Raw genomic sequence first — 22,844 nt, 5'->3', positions numbered from 1 at the left:
CCAATATGTGACATGAATCACACATCACAGCCTAAATGTGACAAAACCAAGATAAAAGCACTAAATTAAGCATTCCTCTAGCATTTGTTCCAGTCTTGCTAATGCCCTAACTGAAGCCTCCCGCTGTTCGATATTCCCCTCATACTCTACCGTGTACCAGCCCTTGTAACCTGCTTCATCGAGCTCTTCCAGTATATAAGGCAAGTCCACAACACCTTCTCCAGGAAGGCTTCCAACGAACCGCTCCCCGTTCAGGGACTGATAGGATGGCCCATCATAATCGACATCGACTTGGACAAAATCTTTGATATGAACATGACGAACAAGTCCGCTTAATTTATCAATTGCTTCCTTGGGGTCTTGGCCTACGAGCAAGAAATTTCCAGAATCGAAGGTAGAGCGCAGGGATACCGAGTTCACCTGGCGGATAATAGCTTCAACCTGCTCTGCCCTACTCGCGAATAAGCCCCTATTCTCCAGACAGAGCTGAATGCTTTTGCCTTCTGCATAAGTTGCTGCTTCCTTAAGACCATCGACGATCCATTGCTCCGCTTCTTCGAAAGAAAGCCCATCCTTCAAATCACCCGCGAATACTCGAACCGTCCTTGCGCCAAAATGGGCGGCAACGTCTACGCTTAGAATGATATCCGCAATCTGCTGCTTACGTTTCGCCGCATCGGGCTCTGCGAGGTCATTGCATGCCCCGAAGCAGGCTAGCTTCATACCGTTACGTGTCAATGACTCCTCTACTACCTCATAGTCTCTATCGCCCTCCCAATAAATGCTTAATAATTCAACACCTTCCGCAGCTGTCGTCGCTGCAAAATCAATGAAATCACGATTCGTCCAGCCTTTCTTATAGTAGTTGTGACAGCTCCATGAGCTAAGCGCCAGTTTCATGTTCTCCCATCTCCCTCTTCTAATTTATTTGTTGTAAAAAACGAATAGAGCTGACCATTTGTCCGTCTCTAAGGATGCTGTTGCAAGACTGTCACGATTGCCCGATGAATCTTAATTGTTCCTATATAAAAAAAGGATGGCGTCATGGCCTTCTCCTACATACTCTTGGTTCAGATCAAGAATCACTGTCCATACACGCACTAGACGAAATTAATGAATCTATAAATGTACATTGGAAATAGAACCCTACGCCTATAACAGCCTTCTTCCGCTGCACCATTATCGGGGTTCTCGCCATGTTGCCTATATCTATAAAAAATTGTTGCATCGGCATTACTGTAAAATCTATCATATGTTGTAAAGGAGAGGAATGAACAGCATGGTTAATTTCATGGACTATATGATCAGCCCACAACCGATACGGATTGTCGACCTTAAGCTTGATCCAGCCAAACTTTCTATCCGTTCTCTGTATATTCACTCTGTGGGCCACTTGCCAGGCAGAACGCTCTACCGCCATGCCTCCAAATTTAATTATTGGGCAATTGTTTACATAGCTGGAGGGTCTGGCTCTTACCGGGCTGGAGATGGCGAGCGGCAACGAGTCAAGCCCGGCAGTCTATTCTTTATAAAGCCTAACTGCATCTATGAATTTGGTCCGGATCAAGGTGGATACTGGGATGAATTCTACTTCTCTGTCGTGGGCAGCCGGATACAGGAATGGGTGAATGACTGGGGCCTTCAGACCGAATGTGTCAGTTATCCCGGGACGGACGCCTCTCAGCAGAATCGCATTGACCGTATCTTTGCCCTGCTCGAAAGCGGGAACCCTAATAATGCAGACAGAGCAACCATGCTGCTGGAAGCCCTGCTCTATGAATGGGTCCATCGTCAGACAACCAAGACTGCAAGGCTAACCCAGCTCTTGGAGGATCTCTCATCCACCTTGTACGAACCATTTAATCCCCGGGCTTTTGCCAAGAGCCATCATTGGTCGCTATCTACTCTACGAAGGACGGTCAGTGAGTATACAGGCTACTCCCTCCATGAATACGTTCATCGCCTAAAAATAGCAGAGGCAAAAAACAGGCTCGTAAATACCGATCAATCCGTGAAAGAGATTGCGGCTGCTCTTGGCTATGGCGATGTCTTTTATTTCTCGCGCCTATTCAAGAAGCAATCCGGGGAAGCGCCCCAGCTTTTTCGTAAAAATAGGCAATCACAGCGCTACTAATCAAGGCTTGACTTTATCCTTTTCCTCTTGTATATTAATGGAAATTAATCAAATAGAGCGGCTTACGTTGGAAGCACCCGTAAGAGAAGGCATACTATGCCTTTCTTTTGCGGGTGCTTTTGTGTATGTATACCGACTCTCAAGGAGGCTTATTCATGCATTCACTGTTCAAGCTGCCGCAGCTTCTCGTTGTTCTGCTTCTTGCTGCCACCTCGTTGACCGCCAATCCTATTGCCGCTGCTTCATTTGAATTCACCATTACCGCCCAAGCTGCCTTTGACAAAATGACGGCTGATTCCAAGGAAGAAATTTCGATTCAGCTTAAGGAGCAGTACGCTCAGCTGCAGGCTGCTTCGCTGGCTGCGATTGAGTGGGACAAAAAAATTAATGCCCTTCATTACAGCAATGAGGAGGAGCTTCTGGCCACGACAAGGCGCATCAAAGGAATAGATATCGACAAGATTAGTCAGCTGAATGCGGATGTTAAGCAAACCAAAGAGAAGTATGTGCCGCTATTCAAGCTATATGAAGTGAAGAAGCAACAGCTCGCAGTCGCCAAATCATTGAAGAACAAAGAGTTGATTGCTGTGCTCAAAGTGCAGGTGGATAGTGTTAAAGTAGCTGTCTCGCTTGCTCGTGAGGATATTCGCAGCAAAGAATCCGCTCTCAAGACTGCCAAGGCAACGGTTGCCTCCAAGAGCAAACAGATCAAGTCAACACTATCTGGCATAGATGCCTTGAAGATCCGAATGAAGGCGATAAAAAGTAAAGTTAGCACGGCCAAAAAACTTTTTACCGCAGAGACTGCAATTTTGAACCAAGCGGTAAGAAAGCGCGACTCGACTGCAACGCTCCGCTCCTTCACCAAATTGCTGTCCTCGCAACAGCAGACTAATAAATATAAGCAAGATATCCATTCTTATGAACAGCAAATAGCTTCTGTAATCGCCAAAGCAAACTTACAATTCCCATATGAATCATCAAAAAAAACATAAAATCTCGATTGAATTAATTGTATAATTGTGGGAACCAGAGAAAAGGGGATAGTTTACATGAACATCGAAAAAGCACAACGAGCAGATTTGCCCGCCATCCTTGAACTCCAATACTTGTCATACAAAAGCGAAGCTATTATTTATGCTGATGACAGCATACCGCCGTTAGTCCAAACGCTTGAACAATTAGAGCAGGAGTATGATAATCAGCTTCTTCTAAAAGCTGTAATAGATGGGCGTATTGTCGGATCTGTCCGCGCCTACGAAGAGAACGGAAGCTGCAAATTAGGAAAGCTAATCGTTCACCCCGATTATCAGAACCAAGGAATTGGAACCAAGCTTATGAAAGAAATCGAGGAATGCTTCAGGAGTAGTAAGAGGGTTGAGTTGTTCACTGGAGACAGAAGCGAAAGAAATTTATATCTGTACAACAAATTAGGCTACACGGTTTACAAATCCGAGGCCTTGAATGAGCAGCTCACTATGGTCTATCTTGAGAAAAATCGGGAGAAATGAGCCTCTTCTGCATCCAGATTAAGTATCTAATGTAAGCATTTTCATTTTAATAACTTCCGCGACAAATAAAACATATTTATCCCCCTAAATCACATAATATTCGCCCTAGTGTGATAGGCCAAATCCTATAAGAATAGGAATTGGGCTTGTTCATCAAGCTTACTCTCACTCACACAAATTTGAACGCCGGAGGTGGTTTTAGCATCTCGCACAGCAGATAAGAAAAACACAACTAGAGGAGGATTTTTTAAGGAGTTATCAGCTTCATGCTAAATGCAAACAGTCTTCATTTTTAATAGCTGATATAGCACCCCTGACAACCGTGTCAGAGGGTGCTATTTTTATTAGCCGTATAAGCCTCTGAGATATGCCTAACCCTGACTTCTCCGCAAACCAATGGTTACGGCATTCTCACTTTGGATACGGCGCCTGCTCGACAGATTTCTTAAATAGTCAAAGTTCGGATGGACGACAAGATCCATCAAATAGGCAGATTCCGTACTGCCGGGCTCTCTTGCCGAATTCAAGGCCTCAATCATTCCCTCTGAGGTTTCAATCCCGATACCGTGGCCAAAGTAGAGGTTGTCGGCAAGCTTAACGACATTCTCTCCCTGCCACTCTGGTGTCTCTGTATTATGGTCAGGGTTTTTGAAATAAAGGACATCACCCGGATAGGCTTCTTTATTATCATGGCTCGTAATAAACCAGAGATCGCTGTCATGATTCCAATCCCGCAAATACAGGGGAGTGAAATAAGTATTAAACGCACTGGCACCAATAGTATCCAATATCGCTTTGTACAAAATAATAACGATCGCTGTCGCACATTCAAAAGCATATTGATCACCATTATTGAATATATCTTTGATAGCATCCGATGGCAGCACGTTGCTCTTCATGCGGAACCCGCCGTTATCTGTCAGATTCCAATATTGCTCATTGCATCTGGATTTAGCAAATGTCGCGAAGCTTACGCCGCTTGCCTGCAGCGCCTTTGCTGCATTAACGATGTTATTGCGAACTTTGAGCTCAAATGCCAACGCCGCCGCAGAATCATAGCGATAAACAACCGGACTATTCTGCTTCCCCTGTAAAATATTCCGTTCCACTTCTGTCATCGACAGCTGGTTGATCTGATGGGCATCACTGCCCGAGATTTGCAACACCACCGCGCATCCTCCCCTTGGCTTATTGCTTGGTATAGGTTATTGTACGTAAGGAGCTCTATAATGGTGTATATATCGAATATCACAGACAAAACGAACAAACCAGCTTATAATAGAGATTAAATTCATCAGTAGAGGTGATAAGCAGATGACTAAAGAACATATCGTACACTTCAAGATTATCCGCAAAGATGCAACGTCGCAGCTGCGAGGGCTTATCTATGTAGATGAGAATACAGAGCCTACCGTGCAAGATTATGAGCAATGTCTGCGGAATTGCGGGCATAACGTAACGATTGAGAATCCTCAGCAATTTATATTCAAAGCCCTCGATCCTGCAACAGGTGAGGAATACCTAATAGATGTGCTTGAAAATTTCGGCCGGCCTTCAAGAGATGGGCAAGTAGAGAGCTTAGCCCGAAGCTTCATGAAGAACACGCCTAATTTCTAACGAAAAGAGCCCCCAACGAATTATTGTTGGGGGCTCTTTTCGTTCCTCTACCGCTAGCCTAATTGTACAAGCTTCTTAAGCTGCTTATAAAAAAGAAATCGGATCATCACTTCTTTTAGCGATTAACCACTACCTTTGTCAGACATGCAGGAGAGCGTCGCTTAGACCCGAATAACTGTAATAAATAATGAGTGAGGTGATTCTACAAATGACGTTGTTGAAAACAAAAGAAGCCGCTCTACAGCTTGCTGTAAGTGAAACAACGATCAGACGTTGGGTGTCGCAATTCCCTGCTTCTTTTTCCAAAGATATGTTCGGCCACTATGTTTATGATGAGTCGGCTCTTGGTAAGCTGCGTCTAATCAAGCAACAATTGGAGGAGGGGATTAATCTGCAAGACATCATTCTCTCACCAGCCTTACAGCACCAGCCATCCCCTACTCCCTATTATGAAGAGCCTGAGGCACTGCTTATTCGAATAAACCGCCTAGAAGCCGCTCTATCCCAAAAAGCCGATGAAGTTGTCTCCTACCAAATTCTTAGCCATCGACAAGAGCTGGATGAAATTCGCCATACCCTCACCCAGCTTACCGCCAGCTTGAACGCCCTTCAGCTCCCGCAGCAGCAGATCGCAGCTACAGCAGCAGGAGCATTTCCGGCAACAGACCGCACAAGACGCCGCAGGCTGCTTCGTACCCTATTTCCTTTTCTGTAGCTCGGCCTTATTCCTCATTCTCTTCAATAGTGACAGTCACCTGATTGGATGGTGTGCTGCCTCTCAACTGCCGGACGGTAGCCGGGAAGAAGAAGGAGGCTGCTACTTGAGCGGTCAGAATGTTATTGGCTGGTTCACCTGTAACAATGACCGAATAAGAAACGGATGAGGAAGCTCCCGTGGAAAGTGCTCCTAGCTGTACACCCCCAGAAACATCAGTAAGCGGAGAAGGGTTCCCATTGATACGAAGAGATCCCGGCTCGAACACCGTGAGCGGCGGAATGAGTTGGTTAACTACAATATTCACCGCTTCAGATGGTGAAGGATTAGATACAACTGCTGTATAAACAAGGGTATCCCCTACTGCAGCATTGGAACGATTAACCGATAGCTGTACCAATAATCCATACACTGTAAAGGAGGCACTGCTGGAAATTGGACCAAATTGGTCAGAGTTGAGAATCGCAGTATCCGTGACAACGCTTCCCGGAGGCGACTTCACCGTTATCCGGACACGCCCCGTAAGCAGGGAATCGACAAGAAATTGATTAATAACTACGCTCCTCATTAGCAGCGTATCCCGAATGTTTGTGTTCGTTAGAACAACATTGCCTGTATTGTTAATCGTGACGCGATATTCAACGGTCTCGCCCTGCAGCGCTTCCTGCGGGTTGACAGTAAGATCAATGGTAGCACTAGGCTCAGCTAGCACCAGAACATCTGCAATTGCAGAGGCTGGTGGAGTCTGCGCACTGGTTGCAATCAATGAGCCCGTAATAATCGTCCCTGGAGGCGTTCGGTTCGCAACAGGGAAGGTTCCTTGGATGGTAAAGGTCTGCCCTGGACGCAGCAGAGTGATCAAGCCCATATATTGAAACAAAGGGGAGGTTAAAGTAATATTCCGGATGGTTATGCCGGACACATTCGTAACACTTCCTGTAAATACAACCGATTCGTTCGGAAACACTGTCGGGCGATCCGCAAAGCCATTAACGACAAGCACAGCTGTTTCAGGAATAATCGGAATCGGTACAGTAGTAATCGAGACGGAGGCCATCGCAGTAACGGTTCCAATATCTGCACTCTGTGCTGTTACTACATTGGTCAGCAAGGTCTGGTCCGTCGTATTAAGAGGAACAACAGTGCTGGTCGATATCTCAACACTTCCCCCTATAGGAATCGGTGTAATGCTCTGGCTAACGCCGGTTCGAGAATCCGTCAATACAATATCCGACAATACCGTATTCCCTGCATTCGTCAATGTAATTAAGTAATTGATCGTATCTCCTGGATTAGCGAATTGACGGTCAGCAACCTTGTCTAGCAATAGAATAGGATTAGCTCGAATAAGCACGTTCTCCGTTGCACTCTTTAGCCCTGTAGCCACGGATTGAGCTGTAACCGTATTCGTTATGGTCTCACCCGCTGGTGTTCCAGAAGGCACCGTTAGCGTCTGGAAATAGACGACATTGGAATCTGGCGGAAGTGTCAGAATAGTCTTATCCAGACCAAGCAAAGGATCAACAACTTGAATATTCGAGATGCTCGTCACTAACGAGTCATTGGCTATTGTGATCGCATAGGTAATCGTGTCGCCTGGCCTTGCCAGCGTCAAGTCGGCCTGCTTAGTAATGCTTAAGGATGGCGTTTCGGTGACCTGTACCGTAGCACTGGATTCTACAAAGCCCGGCGCCGGCAAGTTAGAGGCGGTCAGCCTGCTCGTATTGACAATCGTAGAGCCCGGTGTGGCATTAGCCGGAATGACGAAAGACACCGACAGCAGCTCTCCTTGAAAGAACGTGCCGATTGACTGATTGATTCCGAGAGTTGGGTCAGTAATGACGACATTCTGCAAATCAGAGTTCCCATTATTCACAAGAAAAAAAGTATATTGCACCTGCTCGCCCGGAAGTGCGGTAGCTTTGCTTACCCGCTTCGTAAAGCTGACATTAACCGGAAGCGCCGCTATAATAACCGTTGCGATTGCCGTTTGCGTTGCAATTTGATCGCTGCGAACGTTGACGACGTTGTCATACTGATCGCCTGCGCGTCCATCCCTTACCGTACTATTGAAGGTATTGGAATATTCTCTGCCAGGCTCAAGTGCAGGAATCGTCAGATTAAAGCCTACAAGGTCATCTTCGATTACAACGTTTGTCAAAGTGGTAGTGCCTGTATTCTGCACTCTGATCTCAAAAGTAATGGCTGTTCCTGGCACACCAGTAAAAGAAGAAGCGCCCTGAACGGTTTTGCTAACCGTCATAGAACTGGTGGCGCAGACATCAGGCAAACAGCCTCCAAATACGAAATTACGCTCCGTTAAGCTATTCGTGCCCCCATTATAAGAAGCCGCAATCAATTGCCCGTCTATTTGTCCTGATCCATTGGCAGTAACCGCAGCAAAAGGCGCCAGCAGCGTTCCTAGTATGAGCAGGCTCTGATGAAAAAAAGCTGTCGCCTGCGGAACATTATAAATAATGCGACTGCCAGCCACGCTGGAATCCATTCCAGTAATAACGATACTGTAGCTCCCAAATCCGATATTATTGCCCAAAATATTGACTAATGCAAAAGAGCCGCTGGGGATGTTGAAAGTAATCTGGTTAATGGTGGACAGCGACTGGCCGCTTCCTACAATATTGCTGCCGTCGAAGGTAAATATGTTCAGACCAGCGCTAGTTCCTGTCAGCACCACATTGCCAAATTGATTAACCACAGTGCCATTGGCTGGAAGGGCAGCCAGGCCAGTAGAGGTGCACTCCAAAAAGGATCGCTCTGCCGCAAAATCAATCACATTATCCACCAGAGGCTGATTAGGAACACCATTATTGTTCAGCATCGTATATTGAATAACGGTGGAGGTCGTAGAAATTACGGTGTTGCCGTTATTATTGCCTCGAACAATATCGACATTTCCGGCAATAATCAGCTGAGCATCTGTCGTGGAGACCGGTAGAGTATTGCCGACCATATAATCTTGATACGTGGCGTTGCCGCCGACCGCTACACGCCCTTCTGCTGTAGCATTGCTCTGAATGTGGTCCCCCAGCAAAAAAACATTGTAAGCATTAGCTGTCCCAAAATTCGTACATGCCATGACTCAGACCTCCCTGAGGCTCAAAATCGTTCATCAAATCATATATAGTCAATACGGCCTGACTAATATTCCGGATAAACGAATAGCCCCGGCAGCTGCTCATTGCAGGCTGCCGGGGCTATCGTGAGGTCAAGACTATTCAACTATGCTTGAACATCTTGCGGATGAGGCTCAGAGACCAGTTGTGCTGCGCTCGCATTAGCGATTACCTGTTCAGGGTCCTTGCAGCCTGGTATAACTGCCGTAACCGCTGGATGCTTCAAGCACCATGCCAGAGCCCAGCTAGCCATATCTACGCCTTGCGGAACCTCCTCTTGCTTGATCCGCTCTACTTCAATAAGCTTTCTTTCCGTACTCTCCTTGTCATGTCTATGACGCACATCCGTGCTTCCGAATACAGCTCCTGGCTTATATTTGCCGCTTAAATATCCGCTAGCTAATGGAACGCGAGCAAGCACGCCTAGATTCTGGCGCTCACAGGCAGGAAATACTCTCTCCTCTGGTGTACGATCCAAACGATTATATACGACCTGTATCGTGCGGGCATTGACCTTCTCTGATGCCTCTGTCTGGTGTAGATTATCGTTGCTGCCAATGGATGTGCCCAAGAAGCGGATTTTTCCTGCCGCTATCTGCTTATCCAACACCGTCCACAATTGATCGTTATCGAATGCCTGATCTGGGCCGGAATGAAATTGATATAAATCAATGTAGTCCACCTTCAGCGCTCTTAAGGAGGCATCCAGCTGCGCCACTACGCCCTCAGCGTCATACACATCGGTACGGGTGAACCGTTCATGAAAGTGATGGCCGAACTTCGTCGCGATAATCCAGTCCTCACGATTGCGGCGGCTTATGTAGTCCCCAATAAGAGATTCAGAGAGATGATCGCCATAACACTCTGCCGTATCAATGAGATTGATGCCCAGCTCCTGGCCTTTATCGAGAATCGCATCGGCCTCTCCTTGCGTATATTCTCTTCCCCATTCTCCACCGAATTGCCACGTACCAAGACCTATTACCGATACATTCAAATCTGTGCTGCCCAGCTTTCTGTATTTCATAACCAACACTCCCTTCCCAATACGAATCTGCTTGCTCTCTCTATTATACGCTTTGGCTACGTACATTAAAAATTTACTCTTTATGATTTGGACGATCATTAGGTGAACTCATACGAACGACTTGTCCTATAGCAGAATATACTAAACTATGAAAGGAGATGATTCACTATGGTGAAACATGCGTTCAATATGTCTATATTCGGAAGCAGCGGAGGTGTTGCAAAGGCGGTGCTGACTATACTAAATGCAGCGGCTCAAGATGCCCTTGATCCCTTGCACCCGTATATAAGCCGCAGCAAGCTTCATCTAGTGGACTGGAAACCGAAGGATGAAAGCTATTTTTCTTCTCTATTTCCCCCACTTGCAAGCCAAATGGTACAGTGCCCACTGAACTTACTACAAATTGATGAGGTGAGAGAACACTTAATTGCTACACAGGCAGAGCTCGTCATTGATGTTTCATGGGCGGATACAGTCAAAATGCTTGAACTATGCAATGAACTCGGAATTTTGTATGTGAATACCGCTCTGGAAATTACTTCTGTGGACGAGCAGGAGCGTTTAGAAGGATTTACTTTACTGGAGCGGTATCGTATTTTCGAGCAAAAGAAGCCGTTATTCACGAATACGAAAGCAATTGTCTGCTCTGGCATGAATCCTGGCGTCGTACAATGGATGGCACACAAGCTGATGAAAGAACGACCAGATCAGATGCCATTAGGCTGTTATATCGTAGAGAACGATACCACCTTTTTCAAGGACCCTTCTCTAGTTGAGCCCGAGACTATTTATTCCTCTTGGTCACCGGAATGTTTTTTGGACGAAGCTATTTTCAACTTTCCCCTGCTGGTTCAGCACCATATCCCGCTTCTTATGTATTGTGATGTATACGCCTACGATTACCGAATACAACTGGGACCCTTGCAATTCTATGGCTGCCTGATGCCCCATGAAGAGGTATTAACCATGGGACAGCTCTATGACATGGAGCTGGGCTTTGTGTACAAAGTAAATGATTATATGACGGAGTTAATTCACAATAATCTTTATCAGAAGGAAGAGCTGTGGGACTGGGAGCATTGCGTACTTGATCCGGAGAAGGCCGAGCTAATTGGACAAGACCTCGTTGGCGTTCTCCTCGTCTACGAAGATAGAGAGATCTATTTATATAACATCATGGATAATGCCGCTATCTTCTCCCAATACGGTACGAATGCGACGTATTTCCAAGTAGCCTGTGGCGTATACGGTGCAATCTGCGCATTGCTCATGGATGATATAGATAACGGCATTTACTATGTGGATGAATTATTAATAACGACGTCATCAAATTATGGAGGCTACCTGTCTTACTATATGAAGGATTTCATTATTGGAGAGAATGAAGGCTCAGATGGGCTTTTATGGAGCCGTATAAGAAAAAGATAATTAATTGCTTGGGCGGCAAACACCGCTAATCCCCGTAATACGTAATACTCACGGTGGAGCCCACAGGTATAAGCTCATCTGCATACTTTTGCAGCGTTAAGCGATTGCAATCAGGAATCGGCGTATGGCTATAAGCCGCCAAATAGATGGTCCCTGTTCGAATATCATATCGTTTGAAGGCGAGGACTACACCCGTGAACAAATTATTCAGCACATGGAATAGGCCTGCTTGGTCAAGGCTGCCATTCATGGCAGCTTGCCTAAGCCGATCCGGCACCTCATAGGGCAGTATACAATCAGTAGCTGCTTCCTGATAAGGCTTAACGGTAAAACAAACATCGGGGGTTGTGTATCCTGCTGCGACTTTCATTACCTCTGCCGCATCCCGATCGGTTAAACGCAGCTGCTCATCCCAAGCATAAATAACAGCCTGATGATAACCCGAAGTACGAATCCATACATACCTGACATGCGGCAAATGCTGCTTAACAATATGCTCCAGCCACAAACGCGTACCCATCGCTTCACCTCCGGGATAGTGATATGATTCGGACTTAAATGGAACCGCTTACAATAAGCGTATGACCTTTCTTATAGACTATTCGAAAGGTAACGTGAATGTGTTAGTCCTCAGGAAGACCTAACCAATAAAAGAACATCCCTTAGAAGGGCATGGAATGAATCCATCTAATGCCTTTCTTAGGGATGCCTGTAGCTTGCTGCTTCAAATATATTTTTTATTGCGCCTCTCTATCTCTCATTTAAGTCCAAGCCCAGAAGAAACCGTCCCTGTCCCATGCTGCCTTTCCTCTGTGAAGCTTCCGAAAAGCCTTCTTCACTTCCTTATCCAAGGAAGCATTGCCATTATCATTCACGAACACAAATGCTTCGCCGAAATTGTCCCTCACATAGCTGATTGCATCACCTTGATGAAGGATGCCTTTAAACTTGATCTCGCTCACTAGCCATTCCGCAACCTCTTGTGCTGTATGCTCCATCTTTAACCTACTCTCCGCTGACTCATTAATTCCTCTACCTATTCTCTTTGCTGCTGTCCTATTCCTCTATCTTGTCCATTAAAGGACTTTAATATATATGTATCGCATATTACATTGTGTAACATAGTAATATGTGATACATTATGATCATGAGGTGAGACATTTGGTCGAGAGCAGCATTAGCCGTGATCTAATTCGAGGACATATCGACACGATTATTCTTCGTGTATTACATGAAGGCGACAATTATGGCTACGAGATTATAAAAGCAATAGCGAGCTATAGCCAAGGACAATATGAATTGAAAGAACCTTCGCTCTATACGAGCTTGAAGCGGCTTGAAGCACAGCAGCTTATCAAGTCTTATTGGGGAGACGAGAGTCAGGGCGGCAGAAGAAAGTACTACACGATTACTACCGCAGGATTACATAGCTATCAGCATAATCTGGCTGCATGGAAGACAGCACGTACGCTAATTAATCAATTAATGGAATAAGAGGAGGAAGCATTGTGAATGAATTGAGCCAGCATGTCGATCGCTTGTTCGCCGACCATAAGCTCACCCCGCAAATTCAGGAGCTCAAGGAAGAGATACTAAGCAATCTGGAAGCCAAGGTTGCTGATCTGACAGCGCACGGAATGACTTATCGGCAGGCGATAGAGACAGCCAAAGCAAATATTCACGGCATGGATACGCTTATAGATAGCACGAATTCCGTCTATATCCAGCGACTGCGATACGAGCTTGTTCAAACCGCTCTGCTCTATGTAGTAGTGGCGTGGATACTTGCGATCCCGCTTAGCCTTATACAGACTGCAATGTCATTGAAGCTGAATCTAATTCTGCCTCTTCTTGTTGTTGTTCTTGTTGTATGCTTTATGCTCTTGCACCGAACGAGATCAACGGAAGCCTGGAACATGATTTCAGTGCTTCATACCGATACAATGCTTCGTTATCGCAAATTAGCATGGCTGTTATGGAGCCTCTTCATGGTCGCTACGATTGGCTATGTTACAGCCATCCATTTTGGAAGCCATTTATGGTTCGGCCGAATGCCCTCCATTAGCGGGCCTTATCAATTCGCTCGCCTTGCAACTGATTATTTACTTCCGTTTATTACAATTATAGTGCCATTGCTCTTTAGCGCTGCGTATAAGCTGATTCATAAACATGGGGCAGGTGGAAGCTATGAAGGGTAAGACGATTACAATTATTGCTCTTCTCGCTCTTGGAATGGTACTGAGTATTATCGTACAGGGTGTTATTAAGCCCCAGATGGCAAAAGAAAGGCAAGCTTATGAATCAGCTCAGCGGGACCCGCTCACTCATGATCTTGCAAGTGTGCTCCCCTACAAGAACAACTATATGGGTAATGCTTCGAATCTCTCTAATCTTTTTGGGACCTTGCCTTTGAGCGACCAGCATCACACTTGGCAGCTCTTTCCCGAGACGTTTACCGCTGCTATTCTATATGAAACTGAAACGGAAACTCTAGGAGGAACTGATTCAATCACTCCCTCTTTACTCTACAACGCAACTGCGGCTTTCGCTTTGATAGACAATCTTGAAGCTGTGGAATTCCGCTTCAATGACATAGCCTATAAAATTAAGCGGTCCGATATGGAGACTTGGTATGGCGTTACAGCGAATTCGCTGCTATCTCCCGAGAGCTGGGCCGCTATGCAACAGAGGCTTGGCGATCGTGATTACGTCTTACAATGCGCGCAGGCTGTTCTTCACCAGATATAACAGCGGCTGGGACGCCCTCTTTTTCATGCCTATTGATGGCATGACAGCTAGGGAATGAAGAGAAATGGCGGTGCTGGGATTGCCTCCCTAGCGCCGCCATTTCTTCATTCCCGTTGGTTTGCCTACAAAGAAACTTTATTCCGCCTGCTCTGCTCAACCTCATCAAGACAGGCTCCGTTCCAAGTCCTCTACCAGATCCTCGCTATCTTCAATTCCGACAGAAAGACGAATAAGGCCTTCCGTAATGCCCAGCTTCTCGCGCCGATCCTTGGGTATCGAAGCATGTGTCATTCTGGCTGGGACAGATACGAGACTCTCTACCGCCCCCAAGCTCTCAGCCAGAGTGAAATACTTCAGCTTCTGCAGCACTTCATCCGCCTTCTCCGCGCTACCTACATCAAAGGACAGGATGCCGCCGAAGCCGCGTGCCTGGCGCCTCGCCAATTCATGCTGCGGATGATTGCTAAGCCCCGGATAATATAACTGCTGAACTGCCTCATGCTCTGACAAGAAGGCGGCAATATGACGAGCATTGCGCTCATGAGCTTCCATCCGCAGTCCCAATGTCTTGAGCCCCCGAATTAATAACCAAGAGTCCTGAGGGCCAAGAATCCCACCCGTAGCATTCTGTACAAAATGAAGCTCCTCGGCTAGCTTTTCATTGCCGACTACAGCTATGCCGCCCACTACATCGCTATGTCCTCCAATATATTTGGTAGCAGAATGGACGACAACATCTGCTCCAAGTGCAAGCGGGTTCTGCCAATAGGGTGTACTAAATGTATTATCAACAATTAGCAGCAGTTGGTTCGCCCTTGTCAGCTCTGCGATTGCAGCAATATCCGTTATTTTGAGCAGTGGATTGGTAGGGGTCTCAATGAACAACGCCTTCGTATTCGACTGGATCGCCCGCTCTACAGCCTCCAGATTACCCGTATCTACGAATGTCGTCGATAAGCCAAGGCGATTCATTACCTTATTCGCAATTCGATACGTTCCCCCGTAGACATCATCTGTCATTAGAATATGATCGCCTGCATAGAGCAAAGAAAAGACGGCATGAATGGCCGCCATCCCAGAACCGAAGGCAAAGCCTCCCGAACCTTCCTCCAATTCATTCATCATAACCTCAAGTGCATGACGAGTTGGATTGCCGGTTCTCGAATATTCGTAGCCTCTATGAACCCCAACCCCATCTTGCTTGTACGTACTCGCTTGATAAAGCGGAACACTCATTGCCCCAGTATGCGGGTCGAAGGGAATGCCGCCGTGAATTAGCCTTGTACTCCTCTTCATGCTTGTAGGCCTCCGTCATAGATGTTCTTGCTAAGATAACGCTCGCTGCCGTCAGGGAATACCGTAACAATTCGAGTCCCCGGACTTGCCTCCTGCGCCTCAATTAAAGCTGCATGAAATGCTGCACCTGAGGAGCTGCCGACCAGCAAGCCTTCGCGGGCAGCAAGCTCCCTCGCCCATCCAAAAGCATCGGCATCACTTACCGTATGAATGGCATCGAAATAAGAGGTATCCATAAACGGAGCGAGCGTCTCCACACCAATTCCTTCTGTCGCATGGGGGCCTGGTGCCCCGCCAGCAAGAATGGAGCCCTCTGGCTCTACAACAACCGTCCGGATATTGAAATGATGCTCCTTCAAATATTTGGCAGTACCCATGAAGGTTCCGCCTGACCCCGCGCCCGCGATAAAGACATCAATCTGTCCGTCCAAGTCCCTCCAAAGCTCAGGGCCAAGAGTATCGTAATACGTTTCCGGGTTATCCGCATTCGTAAACTGTCCGGGAACATAAGATCCTGGTATCTCGCTTGCCAGCTGCTCAGCTTTTCTAATAGCACCTGTTATCCCTTCAGAGGTAGGTGTGTTCACGACAAGCGCACCCAATGCTCGCATAAGCTGCTGCTTCTCTATGCTGAATTTTTCTGGGACAACGAATATAGTAGATAAACCTCGCCCAATGGCTGCCAATGCAACTCCAATGCCTGTATTTCCTGCGGTCGGCTCAATAACGGTTCCGCCTGCCTTGAGCAATCCGCGTTCAAAGGCACGATCAAGCAGCTTCAAGCCTAGTCGATCCTTTACGCTTCCGCCTGGATTCATGAATTCCAGCTTGGCATACAGCTCAACCCCTTGTGGCAATGGAAAGCGTGTGATAGCAAGGAGAGGCGTGTTGCCGATAAGCTCATGGACACTGCGATATAAGGACATAAGCGATCCCCTTTCTCGTAGCTAAGCTAATTCCCTTTTTTAGTTGCTTCCATCAGCCAGACATAGCGATTCAATCTAGTAAAGGCTACTGCGAATCCCTGCCTGTTAAACAATCCCTGCAAAACATCCAGCGTAGTGTAGTACTCTGTACGCAGATCCTTCAGCAGTTCGCTGTATCCCGCCTGCCCTGCAGCGTTCTCGATCTGTTCCCGCTCCTGCTCGCTAAGAAACATGGTATCTGCCATAACGATCCTTCCATCCTCAGCAAGCAGTTTGGCAAAGAGGGAGATCGCCTGTTCCTTCTCTTCATCGGTAAGATGGTGCAGCGCATAGGTGCTTACGATCGTATTAACCTCAACAGGAATTGTCGGGAATTGGAGAAAATCACCCTCCAGCAGCTGAATACTGTTAAATTCCCGCTTCATGAACTGCTTGCGCATGCCTTCGGAGGGCTCCACCCCATAGATTTGGTCGCCATATTGCAACAGCTTTTCCGTTAAGTTGCCCGTACCAACACCGAACTCCACAATCACGCCTGAGGCCCTCGAAGCAACGGCCTCAAGAATATGCTCATAGCCGGCAAATACTTCCCTGTACTGCTCATCCTGCCCCGATACCGTATCCTCATAATATTCCGACCACTCGTCGAACAGCTCTACGAACTCTCTCCCCATAGCTTGAGCCAACTCCTTCTGAGCAGCTTTCTATATCCGACTTATGAACTGCGTTATTAGGTTTATATAGCTAGCATATGTGAGTGGAATATTTTGTGTGATAACCTACTCTAATGGGATGTCTACTGTCCAGTTCAGTGGAAAGATTCTAGCCATGCGGTCTGGTACCAGCGTTAATTCACTCATGGTCGACACATTTGGTATGAATAATGTCGTATGGGTCTGGAATTGTCCTTCCTTATCTCTCGTCAGGTTCGTATAGGCCTGTACCTCTGCCTCATACGCCTCTCCATCCTTCATAGTTATTCTCCAATCAAGAAGCTCCAAAGAATCGGTCCCTCGATCCGTATCCAGCTCAATAACCAGACCTGTTCCATACAACCGGTCATAGCCTCCAGAAGTAAGCGGTACATAGTGCGCAGCAGCCTTATCCTTCACCCAAACCTTGCTTACTTTGAGCTTCTGCCCTTCATATTCCGCTTTGTAGGGTTGTTTCGCAATAGAATGGGCATCGAAAGACAAGGTCAGGTCTGCCGCTTCAACAGCACGCATGCCTTGCAGCTCCCAAGTCAGCTTATCTGTATCGGCAAAAGGAAGGAATAAGCCTTGGCCTTTTTCATTAATGCCTGTTACGCCTTGATAATCATACTTATTGATTCCCTCTTGCTTGAATACATCCGAGAAATTAGTATCCGATGCTGCTATCACATGTCCCTCGGCATCCTTCAATCTATACATAAATTCGAAAAGCTCGGGAACATAGCGCCCTTCTCCTACTCGGCTCTTTTCCTTCTTGGCGCTAACTGCATCATAATAAATAGCGGCCGCACTTGGACCAAGCCGCAATTGCTCCAATCGGAAGGAAACACCCTGCGATGTGGTGTAGGTCTTATTTACAGGGATAGTGGAGGAGGATGCCTTGCCTTGCCTAAGATCAACTGGAATATCGAGCAGCCATTGCCCTCGTAGATCATTGATAGCCCGCACATCATAATGGACGGTCAACTGATCAGGTATATCCTCCAGCGACTGCAGTGCATTGCCCTGCAACGGATTAATTAGAATCAGCTCAAGAATGGCATTCATGCCAGCACGCTTCAATGTATAGGTGAAATCCAGCTTCTCTCCTGCACGATCGGTTATATTAAATTTGGTCGTTCCCATTTCCTTCTCAATATCAGCAGGAAATACACCGTCTTCGACCGCTACGGCGTCGATGGCCTTGCCATTCTGCTCCAGACCATACAAGATAGATATCCGGAACGGATCTGCCAATATTTCTTTGGCCCGCAGGGTAATCCCTTGATCCGTAACCGCATAGTCTACAGGGGTTGCAAAGCCTTCTTGGGCTGCTTGATTTGCCCCTGCATCTCCTTGAATAAGCTCGAACAGCGAACGAATCCCTGCGGCGAATGTCGGTGAAACATAATAGCTGCCGAGCGAGAGCGCTATGAGCAAGCAGACCGCAGCTACCCACTTCGTCTTAAGACGCTTCCTGGTCCATATCACTTGATCTGCCTGACGGGTTCTGCGCTTATTCTCGGTAATTCCCGCCATAACTCTGTTTGTGAACTGCTCGTCCACCTCCTTACCCATGACGATCTCATTCCCTTCCTCTAACACCCCTATATGCTGAACCATTCGAGCCTGACAAAGCTCACATCCATCTATGTGTTTTTCAACCTCAAGCAGCTGCTCCGTTTCAAGCTCTTCCTCAAGATACTGCATGAATTGATCAAAGGTTAAGCAGTTCATGTAGCGTTCCCCCTTTATTCTCGCTTAGGCTCCCAGCTAGGCTTTGCTGCATTTTCTTCCTAGCCCGATATAATCGAACCCTGACCGTATGCTCAGGAATCGAGAGCCTCTCACTAATCTCTCTGCAGCTTAATTGTTCGCTGTGCCGAAGCGATAGAATATGGCGGTAGTCCTCTGGAAGACTGTCGATATGCTCTTGCAGGATCTCCTGCCGTTCCTTTTTAAGAAATAGTGTCTCCGGTGTGCTGTTGTCTGTCCCTTCATAATCCACAATGGAAGCTCCTGACGGCCTTCTCTTGCGCTTGCGAATCTCATCCATGCAATGGTTATAGGCAATTCGATACAGCCATGTCCAAAATTTGTTGGTGGGCGTATAGCTGTGCAAGTGAACGTACGCTTTAATAAATACTTCCTGCGTGACATCTTGAGCGTCCTGTTGACCCCCAATTATGCCAAGAACAACTTGATACAATCTATTCTTATATCTATCAACAAGCTTGGCATACGCCTGTTCATTCCCCTGAAGGATGCTTGCTATAATGACATGGTCTTCCTCCATAACTAAGAACCTCCGTTCCAAAAGATCAGCTGCGCAGCTTAACCCCGTTCGTATACCTACTTTAACGACAATGCCAAAAAAGTGTTACAGCTATTTTGAAAGTCTTTAAATAGACAAAAAAATAACCTGACAGCTAATGATCCGTCAGGCCACTATATTTGCTTATTGGTTATGCCTCTACTTATTACTCAGTAAGGATTGAAGACGGTAACGATATAGCCGTCTCTATTATTGCCGGACGTCTCATAGCTTTCTCCAAGAGCAATCGGTACGTTTGTGACCGAGGCTTCTTTGCTTGCCTTAACATAATAGACCGCTGCAAATACAGGTCCTTCCTTCACAAATAACGGATTCCTGAACGTGTAGGTTTGCAAAAACGCCAAATACTCTTCCAAGCATAAGCTATACCTTACCATTACGCTTGCATGCGGTTGTCCGACATAGCGAAAGTGTGAGGAATTGCTTGCCCTGTCGGTTAGGCTCTCTTTGCCACTGGGATAGCGTTGAATAAATCCAAAGCAGGCGGCGGTCCTTATGAACTCAAGCTCCTTGTCCCTGCTCATAAATATATCGCTTTCCTGATTGAACTCTTCTATTTGCTGTAAATCCACCGCTAGTCCTGTCTGATATTCACTGTAGCCAGGCAGCGCCGCGTGGTGAGCAGCATACTCTTTGCCATAATTGTGCATGATGCCCTCATAAAGTCGCTCCTGCTCCTCTATTGACTGGTAGCCTCCCGTTGCTGTAACCACGGCTTTTGGGCGGTAAGCCTGTACTAGCAGGCATAACTGCTGTAAGCAAGCCTGCTCCAATTGCAGTATAAGCCCGCTTCTCGCATAAATAGGGGCACAATCTGCTTGTACAAGATTCATTGCCGTTTCATTCACTCGAACGGGATTCTCTCTATTAATTAGAATCAAGCTTCCCTTATAAATCTCTGAATGTAGACATCGACGAAGCATTTCAGTAGATTGTGTCATCCACGTACCCCCGATAGTTCTATTTCTATCATCTCAAAAGATAAGGATAATCCGTCCTCATACTGATTTACTATGATAAATATTACAACTTCCTAATATTCCATATTCACCTACATTCAGCCTTTCTTTTAACAAAATTATACTTAGAAAATTCTACTCATTTCAGTAATAATCTAGTATAATTACTAACGGCTTAATCATTAAAAATGGTAATTACACAAATGGAGGAGAGTAAATCATCATGCAAAAAAGATTCATCGCATTTCTTATGGCTGTTATTCTTTTATCTATCCCTACCCTTGCGGTGGCAGCCCCGGCGAAGGAAATGTCGGTCTACATCAATGGGACCAAGATCAAATACGCACAGGCTCCTATTACGGAGAATGGCACAACCTTAGTATCTGCAAGAGAGACTATTGAAGGCCTTGGATTAACATTCAGTTACGATAAGGGAAATAAACGAATCATTGGCACGAACGGTGTCATGACCCTTGCTATCGTTATAGGGGATCTGCTTGCTACATCGAATGGCGTATCGGTCGTTCTCGGTACACCTGCTGTGGAGAAGAATGGCCGAATCATGGTGCCGCTGCGCTTTCTGCTAGATAGCGTCGGAGCCTCCATGACGTCCAAGAACAACCAAATCCAGATTACAAAGACAGATCAGTCCAAGAGCAAATATTATACCGACCTGCCTTTGCAAATTACGAACACAACTGTAACTAACTTAAGCAAGACTGCCATTACCGTTAATTATGTGGAGTACCTATGGGATGAAGACATATACACAATGGACTATTCCCTGAATTTAGAGGCTGGCAAAAAAGGAGTGTTTGAGCATTCCTCCATCCGCCCTGGCTATGACGTTACAATTGATGGAGTAGAATACATGCTTCTAGGAAGAGCCGTAAAGAGCATTACGGTCGACGGTGAAGAAATCGATAGCAAGAGCTTTAAGAAAGTGAATAACAACTACCTGGACGGCACTTTCCAAGCAGAATGGGTAAAGGCATACGATCAATATTTCGCTAAATACTTAAAAGAAGAGCTGGTCAAAAATAAGAATGTGCCTCTTAAAATTTCCGGTTCGAAAGTTAATCACAATAACTCCTGGTACCCAGAGGTTGAAATCTATGTTACGAATCTAACTACCAAAACGATCGTTGGAGCTGAATTATCATTCAGCTGCTATGACGAATATGGCAACAAAGAATATCGTTATGGAACTACCAATAACCGATTTGTTGGTGTCATTGAGGGCGGCTCAATGAAGAGCGGTTCTGACTGGACCTTCACATGGCAATTGTCTTTATACGAAGAGACAGCTTCTGTTAAGAACATACAGGTAGACAAGGTCATTTATTCAGACGGAACCGTGTGGAAAAGAAAATAAGCAAACGGCGGCCTTTATCCGATATTTTCTCGGCGAGGGCCGCCTCTTTTTTTATGCAACGCTCACTTATTGAACAGACTCGAACGAATGCCTACTTCCTTCTTCTAAGCAGATAAAATACGCCTTCTGCCAGAATGCCGACGACAATGCCCAGAAACACCGCTTGAATAAAGACCAAGAGACTGGCCAGATCCTCCCACCCGGTAGAGGAACGAGAAGAGACCGCCATCAGAACAAGTCCGACCGCCAAGCCCACAGTAGAGCACAGCCACAGCCTCCTCGCACCGAGCCAACCTGCTGTATTGAACACCGCCGCTATCCCCACAGCAAGCAGCATGAATCGAAAAGCGTAGGTTCCTGTGAAGGTCTGCTCTAGCATAATGAACCGAATAAACCATAAACTCAATGTAAGAAGCAGAAACGTTATGACTCCTACTGTCCACCACTGCTTGCTTCTTGCCTCAGGTATACCCTTCATAGGCGAATGCCTCCCCCGTATAATCACTATGTTTATCCTTCAATTTCTGGGTGTAATAGGAAAAGAAAGAGAGCACCAACTATTAACCGTTGTGAGATTAGACGTTCTTTGGCTTCGTTCTGTTTCACTAAAACGACATCAGCGTCCATATCTTTTTATGCTCTCTTATACAAGGTATACCCCTATTCGAAGTCATAATCATCATTTTACCTCATTAATTACTTTAGCAGATTTTGCTCTGCGATAAGTTAAGCGCCTTTTTTCTACACCGTGATATCGGTGATTTTGTCGAATATTGATGAATAATATTGCAAATAGCATCTCAAATTATTAAATTTGCTAAAATAAGTTGAAAATCGACTTAAATAGACAAAGTGGATGATAAATTTTGAACTGAAATATGTTACTATTAACTGGAATATAAATTTTAGATGAAGATTATATCAATTAGGGAGGTGACGCAGAACAC

At 46.1% G+C, this 22,844-nt stretch carries 23 protein-coding genes; 10 read left to right on the top strand and 13 right to left on the bottom strand.

What is annotated here, in order from left to right; genetic code table 11:
• Positions 1-60: 60 nt before the first annotated feature.
• Complete coding sequence (locus AC50YO_RS11670; RefSeq protein ID WP_494847021.1) at positions 61-900, bottom strand: sugar phosphate isomerase/epimerase family protein; 840 nt, start codon at positions 898-900, stop codon at positions 61-63.
• A 379-nt stretch (positions 901-1,279) separates the two neighbouring features.
• On the opposite strand from AC50YO_RS11670, the gene AC50YO_RS11665 reads away from it, so the two are divergent.
• The 3 genes from AC50YO_RS11665 (at position 1,280) to AC50YO_RS11655 (ending at position 3,645) form a co-directional block, all read left to right on the top strand.
• Positions 1,280-2,134, top strand: coding sequence for a helix-turn-helix domain-containing protein (locus AC50YO_RS11665; RefSeq protein ID WP_494847020.1), 855 nt, complete (start codon positions 1,280-1,282; stop codon positions 2,132-2,134).
• 155 nt (positions 2,135-2,289) lie between these two features.
• A complete protein-coding gene (locus tag AC50YO_RS11660) occupies positions 2,290-3,129 on the top strand; it encodes a hypothetical protein (RefSeq protein WP_494847019.1) in 840 nt (279 codons plus the stop codon).
• A 57-nt stretch (positions 3,130-3,186) separates the two neighbouring features.
• Positions 3,187-3,645: a GNAT family N-acetyltransferase gene (locus AC50YO_RS11655; RefSeq protein WP_494847018.1), complete on the top strand. Its 459-nt coding sequence runs from the start codon at positions 3,187-3,189 to the stop codon at positions 3,643-3,645.
• A gap of 371 nt (positions 3,646-4,016) precedes the next feature.
• On the opposite strand, the gene tgl is transcribed toward AC50YO_RS11655, so the two are convergent.
• Entirely contained in the window at positions 4,017-4,814 is a 798-nt protein-coding gene (gene tgl / locus AC50YO_RS11650; protein ID WP_494847017.1) for a spore coat transglutaminase TGL, read from the bottom strand.
• Positions 4,815-4,959: 145 nt separating this feature from the next.
• Between tgl and AC50YO_RS11645 the strand changes: the two genes are divergently transcribed.
• Both AC50YO_RS11645 and AC50YO_RS11640 read left to right on the top strand, forming a co-directional pair.
• On the top strand, positions 4,960-5,262 hold the full coding sequence (locus AC50YO_RS11645) for a hypothetical protein (RefSeq protein WP_494847016.1): 303 nt from the start codon (positions 4,960-4,962) through the stop codon (positions 5,260-5,262).
• A 187-nt stretch (positions 5,263-5,449) separates the two neighbouring features.
• Positions 5,450-5,977, top strand: coding sequence for a MerR family transcriptional regulator (locus tag AC50YO_RS11640; protein ID WP_494847015.1), 528 nt, complete (start codon positions 5,450-5,452; stop codon positions 5,975-5,977).
• A 7-nt stretch (positions 5,978-5,984) separates the two neighbouring features.
• On the opposite strand, the gene AC50YO_RS11635 is transcribed toward AC50YO_RS11640, so the two are convergent.
• Entirely contained in the window at positions 5,985-9,074 is a 3,090-nt protein-coding gene (locus AC50YO_RS11635) for a choice-of-anchor A family protein (RefSeq protein WP_494847014.1), read from the bottom strand.
• 143 nt (positions 9,075-9,217) lie between these two features.
• On the bottom strand, positions 9,218-10,138 hold the full coding sequence (locus tag AC50YO_RS11630) for an aldo/keto reductase (RefSeq protein WP_494847013.1): 921 nt from the start codon (positions 10,136-10,138) through the stop codon (positions 9,218-9,220).
• Positions 10,139-10,306: 168 nt separating this feature from the next.
• Here AC50YO_RS11630 and AC50YO_RS11625 point away from each other — a divergent pair, with 168 nt between their 5' ends.
• A complete protein-coding gene (locus tag AC50YO_RS11625) occupies positions 10,307-11,566 on the top strand; it encodes a Rossmann-fold NAD(P)-binding domain-containing protein (RefSeq protein WP_494847012.1) in 1,260 nt (419 codons plus the stop codon).
• A 25-nt stretch (positions 11,567-11,591) separates the two neighbouring features.
• Here AC50YO_RS11625 and AC50YO_RS11620 read toward each other — a convergent pair whose 3' ends face one another.
• Both AC50YO_RS11620 and AC50YO_RS11615 read right to left on the bottom strand, forming a co-directional pair.
• Complete coding sequence (locus tag AC50YO_RS11620; protein WP_494847011.1) at positions 11,592-12,086, bottom strand: hypothetical protein; 495 nt, start codon at positions 12,084-12,086, stop codon at positions 11,592-11,594.
• Between the two features lie 241 nt (positions 12,087-12,327).
• Positions 12,328-12,564, bottom strand: a complete 237-nt coding sequence (locus AC50YO_RS11615; RefSeq protein ID WP_494847010.1) for a DUF6953 family protein — start codon at positions 12,562-12,564, stop codon at positions 12,328-12,330.
• A gap of 163 nt (positions 12,565-12,727) precedes the next feature.
• Between AC50YO_RS11615 and AC50YO_RS11610 the strand changes: the two genes are divergently transcribed.
• Genes AC50YO_RS11610 through AC50YO_RS11600 form a run of 3 tightly spaced genes read left to right on the top strand, consistent with a single transcriptional unit; the run spans position 12,728 to position 14,314 of the window.
• A complete protein-coding gene (locus AC50YO_RS11610) occupies positions 12,728-13,060 on the top strand; it encodes a PadR family transcriptional regulator (protein ID WP_494847543.1) in 333 nt (110 codons plus the stop codon).
• Positions 13,061-13,074: 14 nt separating this feature from the next.
• Positions 13,075-13,764, top strand: coding sequence for a permease prefix domain 1-containing protein (locus tag AC50YO_RS11605; RefSeq protein WP_494847009.1), 690 nt, complete (start codon positions 13,075-13,077; stop codon positions 13,762-13,764).
• Positions 13,754-14,314, top strand: coding sequence for a DUF4825 domain-containing protein (locus AC50YO_RS11600; protein WP_494847542.1), 561 nt, complete (start codon positions 13,754-13,756; stop codon positions 14,312-14,314). The genes AC50YO_RS11605 and AC50YO_RS11600 overlap by 11 nt, the downstream gene beginning before the upstream one ends.
• Positions 14,315-14,476: 162 nt before the next feature.
• Here the strand turns inward: AC50YO_RS11600 and AC50YO_RS11595 are convergent, their stop codons facing one another.
• The 6 genes from AC50YO_RS11595 to AC50YO_RS11570 all read right to left on the bottom strand — a co-directional run bounded on the left by AC50YO_RS11595 (position 14,477) and on the right by AC50YO_RS11570 (position 20,504).
• Positions 14,477-15,610: a bifunctional cystathionine gamma-lyase/homocysteine desulfhydrase gene (locus tag AC50YO_RS11595; protein ID WP_494847008.1), complete on the bottom strand. Its 1,134-nt coding sequence runs from the start codon at positions 15,608-15,610 to the stop codon at positions 14,477-14,479.
• A complete protein-coding gene (locus tag AC50YO_RS11590; RefSeq protein ID WP_494847007.1) occupies positions 15,607-16,536 on the bottom strand; it encodes a PLP-dependent cysteine synthase family protein in 930 nt (309 codons plus the stop codon). Before AC50YO_RS11590 ends, AC50YO_RS11595 begins: the two co-directional genes overlap by 4 nt.
• A gap of 26 nt (positions 16,537-16,562) precedes the next feature.
• Positions 16,563-17,210, bottom strand: a complete 648-nt coding sequence (locus AC50YO_RS11585) for a class I SAM-dependent methyltransferase (RefSeq protein WP_494847540.1) — start codon at positions 17,208-17,210, stop codon at positions 16,563-16,565.
• A 105-nt stretch (positions 17,211-17,315) separates the two neighbouring features.
• Positions 17,316-18,965: a DUF4179 domain-containing protein gene (locus AC50YO_RS11580; RefSeq protein ID WP_494847006.1), complete on the bottom strand. Its 1,650-nt coding sequence runs from the start codon at positions 18,963-18,965 to the stop codon at positions 17,316-17,318.
• Entirely contained in the window at positions 18,946-19,524 is a 579-nt protein-coding gene (locus AC50YO_RS11575; protein WP_494847005.1) for an RNA polymerase sigma factor, read from the bottom strand. The genes AC50YO_RS11580 and AC50YO_RS11575 overlap by 20 nt, the downstream gene beginning before the upstream one ends.
• A gap of 188 nt (positions 19,525-19,712) precedes the next feature.
• Complete coding sequence (locus tag AC50YO_RS11570) at positions 19,713-20,504, bottom strand: M15 family metallopeptidase (protein ID WP_494847004.1); 792 nt, start codon at positions 20,502-20,504, stop codon at positions 19,713-19,715.
• 241 nt (positions 20,505-20,745) lie between these two features.
• Here AC50YO_RS11570 and AC50YO_RS11565 point away from each other — a divergent pair, with 241 nt between their 5' ends.
• On the top strand, positions 20,746-21,897 hold the full coding sequence (locus AC50YO_RS11565) for a stalk domain-containing protein (RefSeq protein WP_494847003.1): 1,152 nt from the start codon (positions 20,746-20,748) through the stop codon (positions 21,895-21,897).
• Between the two features lie 91 nt (positions 21,898-21,988).
• On the opposite strand, the gene AC50YO_RS11560 is transcribed toward AC50YO_RS11565, so the two are convergent.
• On the bottom strand, positions 21,989-22,375 hold the full coding sequence (locus AC50YO_RS11560; RefSeq protein WP_494847002.1) for a hypothetical protein: 387 nt from the start codon (positions 22,373-22,375) through the stop codon (positions 21,989-21,991).
• Positions 22,376-22,844: the final 469 nt, after the last annotated feature.

The sequence above is a fragment of the Paenibacillus sp. J22P59 genome (assembly GCF_059383895.1).
The sequence above is the reverse complement of the archived record's forward strand: the minus strand, read 5'-3'. Positions and strand labels throughout refer to the sequence as shown.

Excerpts from the sequence above, each read along its gene's own strand:
- AC50YO_RS11670 (WP_494847021.1), bottom strand. The coding sequence starts at position 900 with ATGAAACTGGCGCTTAGCTCATGGAGCTGTCACAACTACTATAAGAAA.
- AC50YO_RS11665 (WP_494847020.1), top strand. The coding sequence starts at position 1,280 with ATGGTTAATTTCATGGACTATATGATCAGCCCACAACCGATACGGATT.
- AC50YO_RS11660 (WP_494847019.1), top strand. The coding sequence starts at position 2,290 with ATGCATTCACTGTTCAAGCTGCCGCAGCTTCTCGTTGTTCTGCTTCTT.
- AC50YO_RS11655 (WP_494847018.1), top strand. The coding sequence starts at position 3,187 with ATGAACATCGAAAAAGCACAACGAGCAGATTTGCCCGCCATCCTTGAA.
- AC50YO_RS11645 (WP_494847016.1), top strand. The coding sequence starts at position 4,960 with ATGACTAAAGAACATATCGTACACTTCAAGATTATCCGCAAAGATGCA.
- AC50YO_RS11640 (WP_494847015.1), top strand. The coding sequence starts at position 5,450 with ATGAGTGAGGTGATTCTACAAATGACGTTGTTGAAAACAAAAGAAGCC.
- AC50YO_RS11635 (WP_494847014.1), bottom strand. The coding sequence starts at position 9,074 with ATGGCATGTACGAATTTTGGGACAGCTAATGCTTACAATGTTTTTTTG.
- AC50YO_RS11630 (WP_494847013.1), bottom strand. The coding sequence starts at position 10,138 with ATGAAATACAGAAAGCTGGGCAGCACAGATTTGAATGTATCGGTAATA.
- AC50YO_RS11625 (WP_494847012.1), top strand. The coding sequence starts at position 10,307 with ATGGTGAAACATGCGTTCAATATGTCTATATTCGGAAGCAGCGGAGGT.
- AC50YO_RS11620 (WP_494847011.1), bottom strand. The coding sequence starts at position 12,086 with ATGGGTACGCGTTTGTGGCTGGAGCATATTGTTAAGCAGCATTTGCCG.
- AC50YO_RS11615 (WP_494847010.1), bottom strand. The coding sequence starts at position 12,564 with ATGGAGCATACAGCACAAGAGGTTGCGGAATGGCTAGTGAGCGAGATC.
- AC50YO_RS11600 (WP_494847542.1), top strand. The coding sequence starts at position 13,754 with ATGAAGGGTAAGACGATTACAATTATTGCTCTTCTCGCTCTTGGAATG.
- AC50YO_RS11595 (WP_494847008.1), bottom strand. The coding sequence starts at position 15,610 with ATGAAGAGGAGTACAAGGCTAATTCACGGCGGCATTCCCTTCGACCCG.
- AC50YO_RS11590 (WP_494847007.1), bottom strand. The coding sequence starts at position 16,536 with ATGTCCTTATATCGCAGTGTCCATGAGCTTATCGGCAACACGCCTCTC.
- AC50YO_RS11585 (WP_494847540.1), bottom strand. The coding sequence starts at position 17,210 with ATGGGGAGAGAGTTCGTAGAGCTGTTCGACGAGTGGTCGGAATATTAT.
- AC50YO_RS11580 (WP_494847006.1), bottom strand. The coding sequence starts at position 18,965 with ATGAACTGCTTAACCTTTGATCAATTCATGCAGTATCTTGAGGAAGAG.
- AC50YO_RS11575 (WP_494847005.1), bottom strand. The coding sequence starts at position 19,524 with ATGGAGGAAGACCATGTCATTATAGCAAGCATCCTTCAGGGGAATGAA.
- AC50YO_RS11570 (WP_494847004.1), bottom strand. The coding sequence starts at position 20,504 with ATGACACAATCTACTGAAATGCTTCGTCGATGTCTACATTCAGAGATT.
- AC50YO_RS11565 (WP_494847003.1), top strand. The coding sequence starts at position 20,746 with ATGCAAAAAAGATTCATCGCATTTCTTATGGCTGTTATTCTTTTATCT.
- AC50YO_RS11560 (WP_494847002.1), bottom strand. The coding sequence starts at position 22,375 with ATGAAGGGTATACCTGAGGCAAGAAGCAAGCAGTGGTGGACAGTAGGA.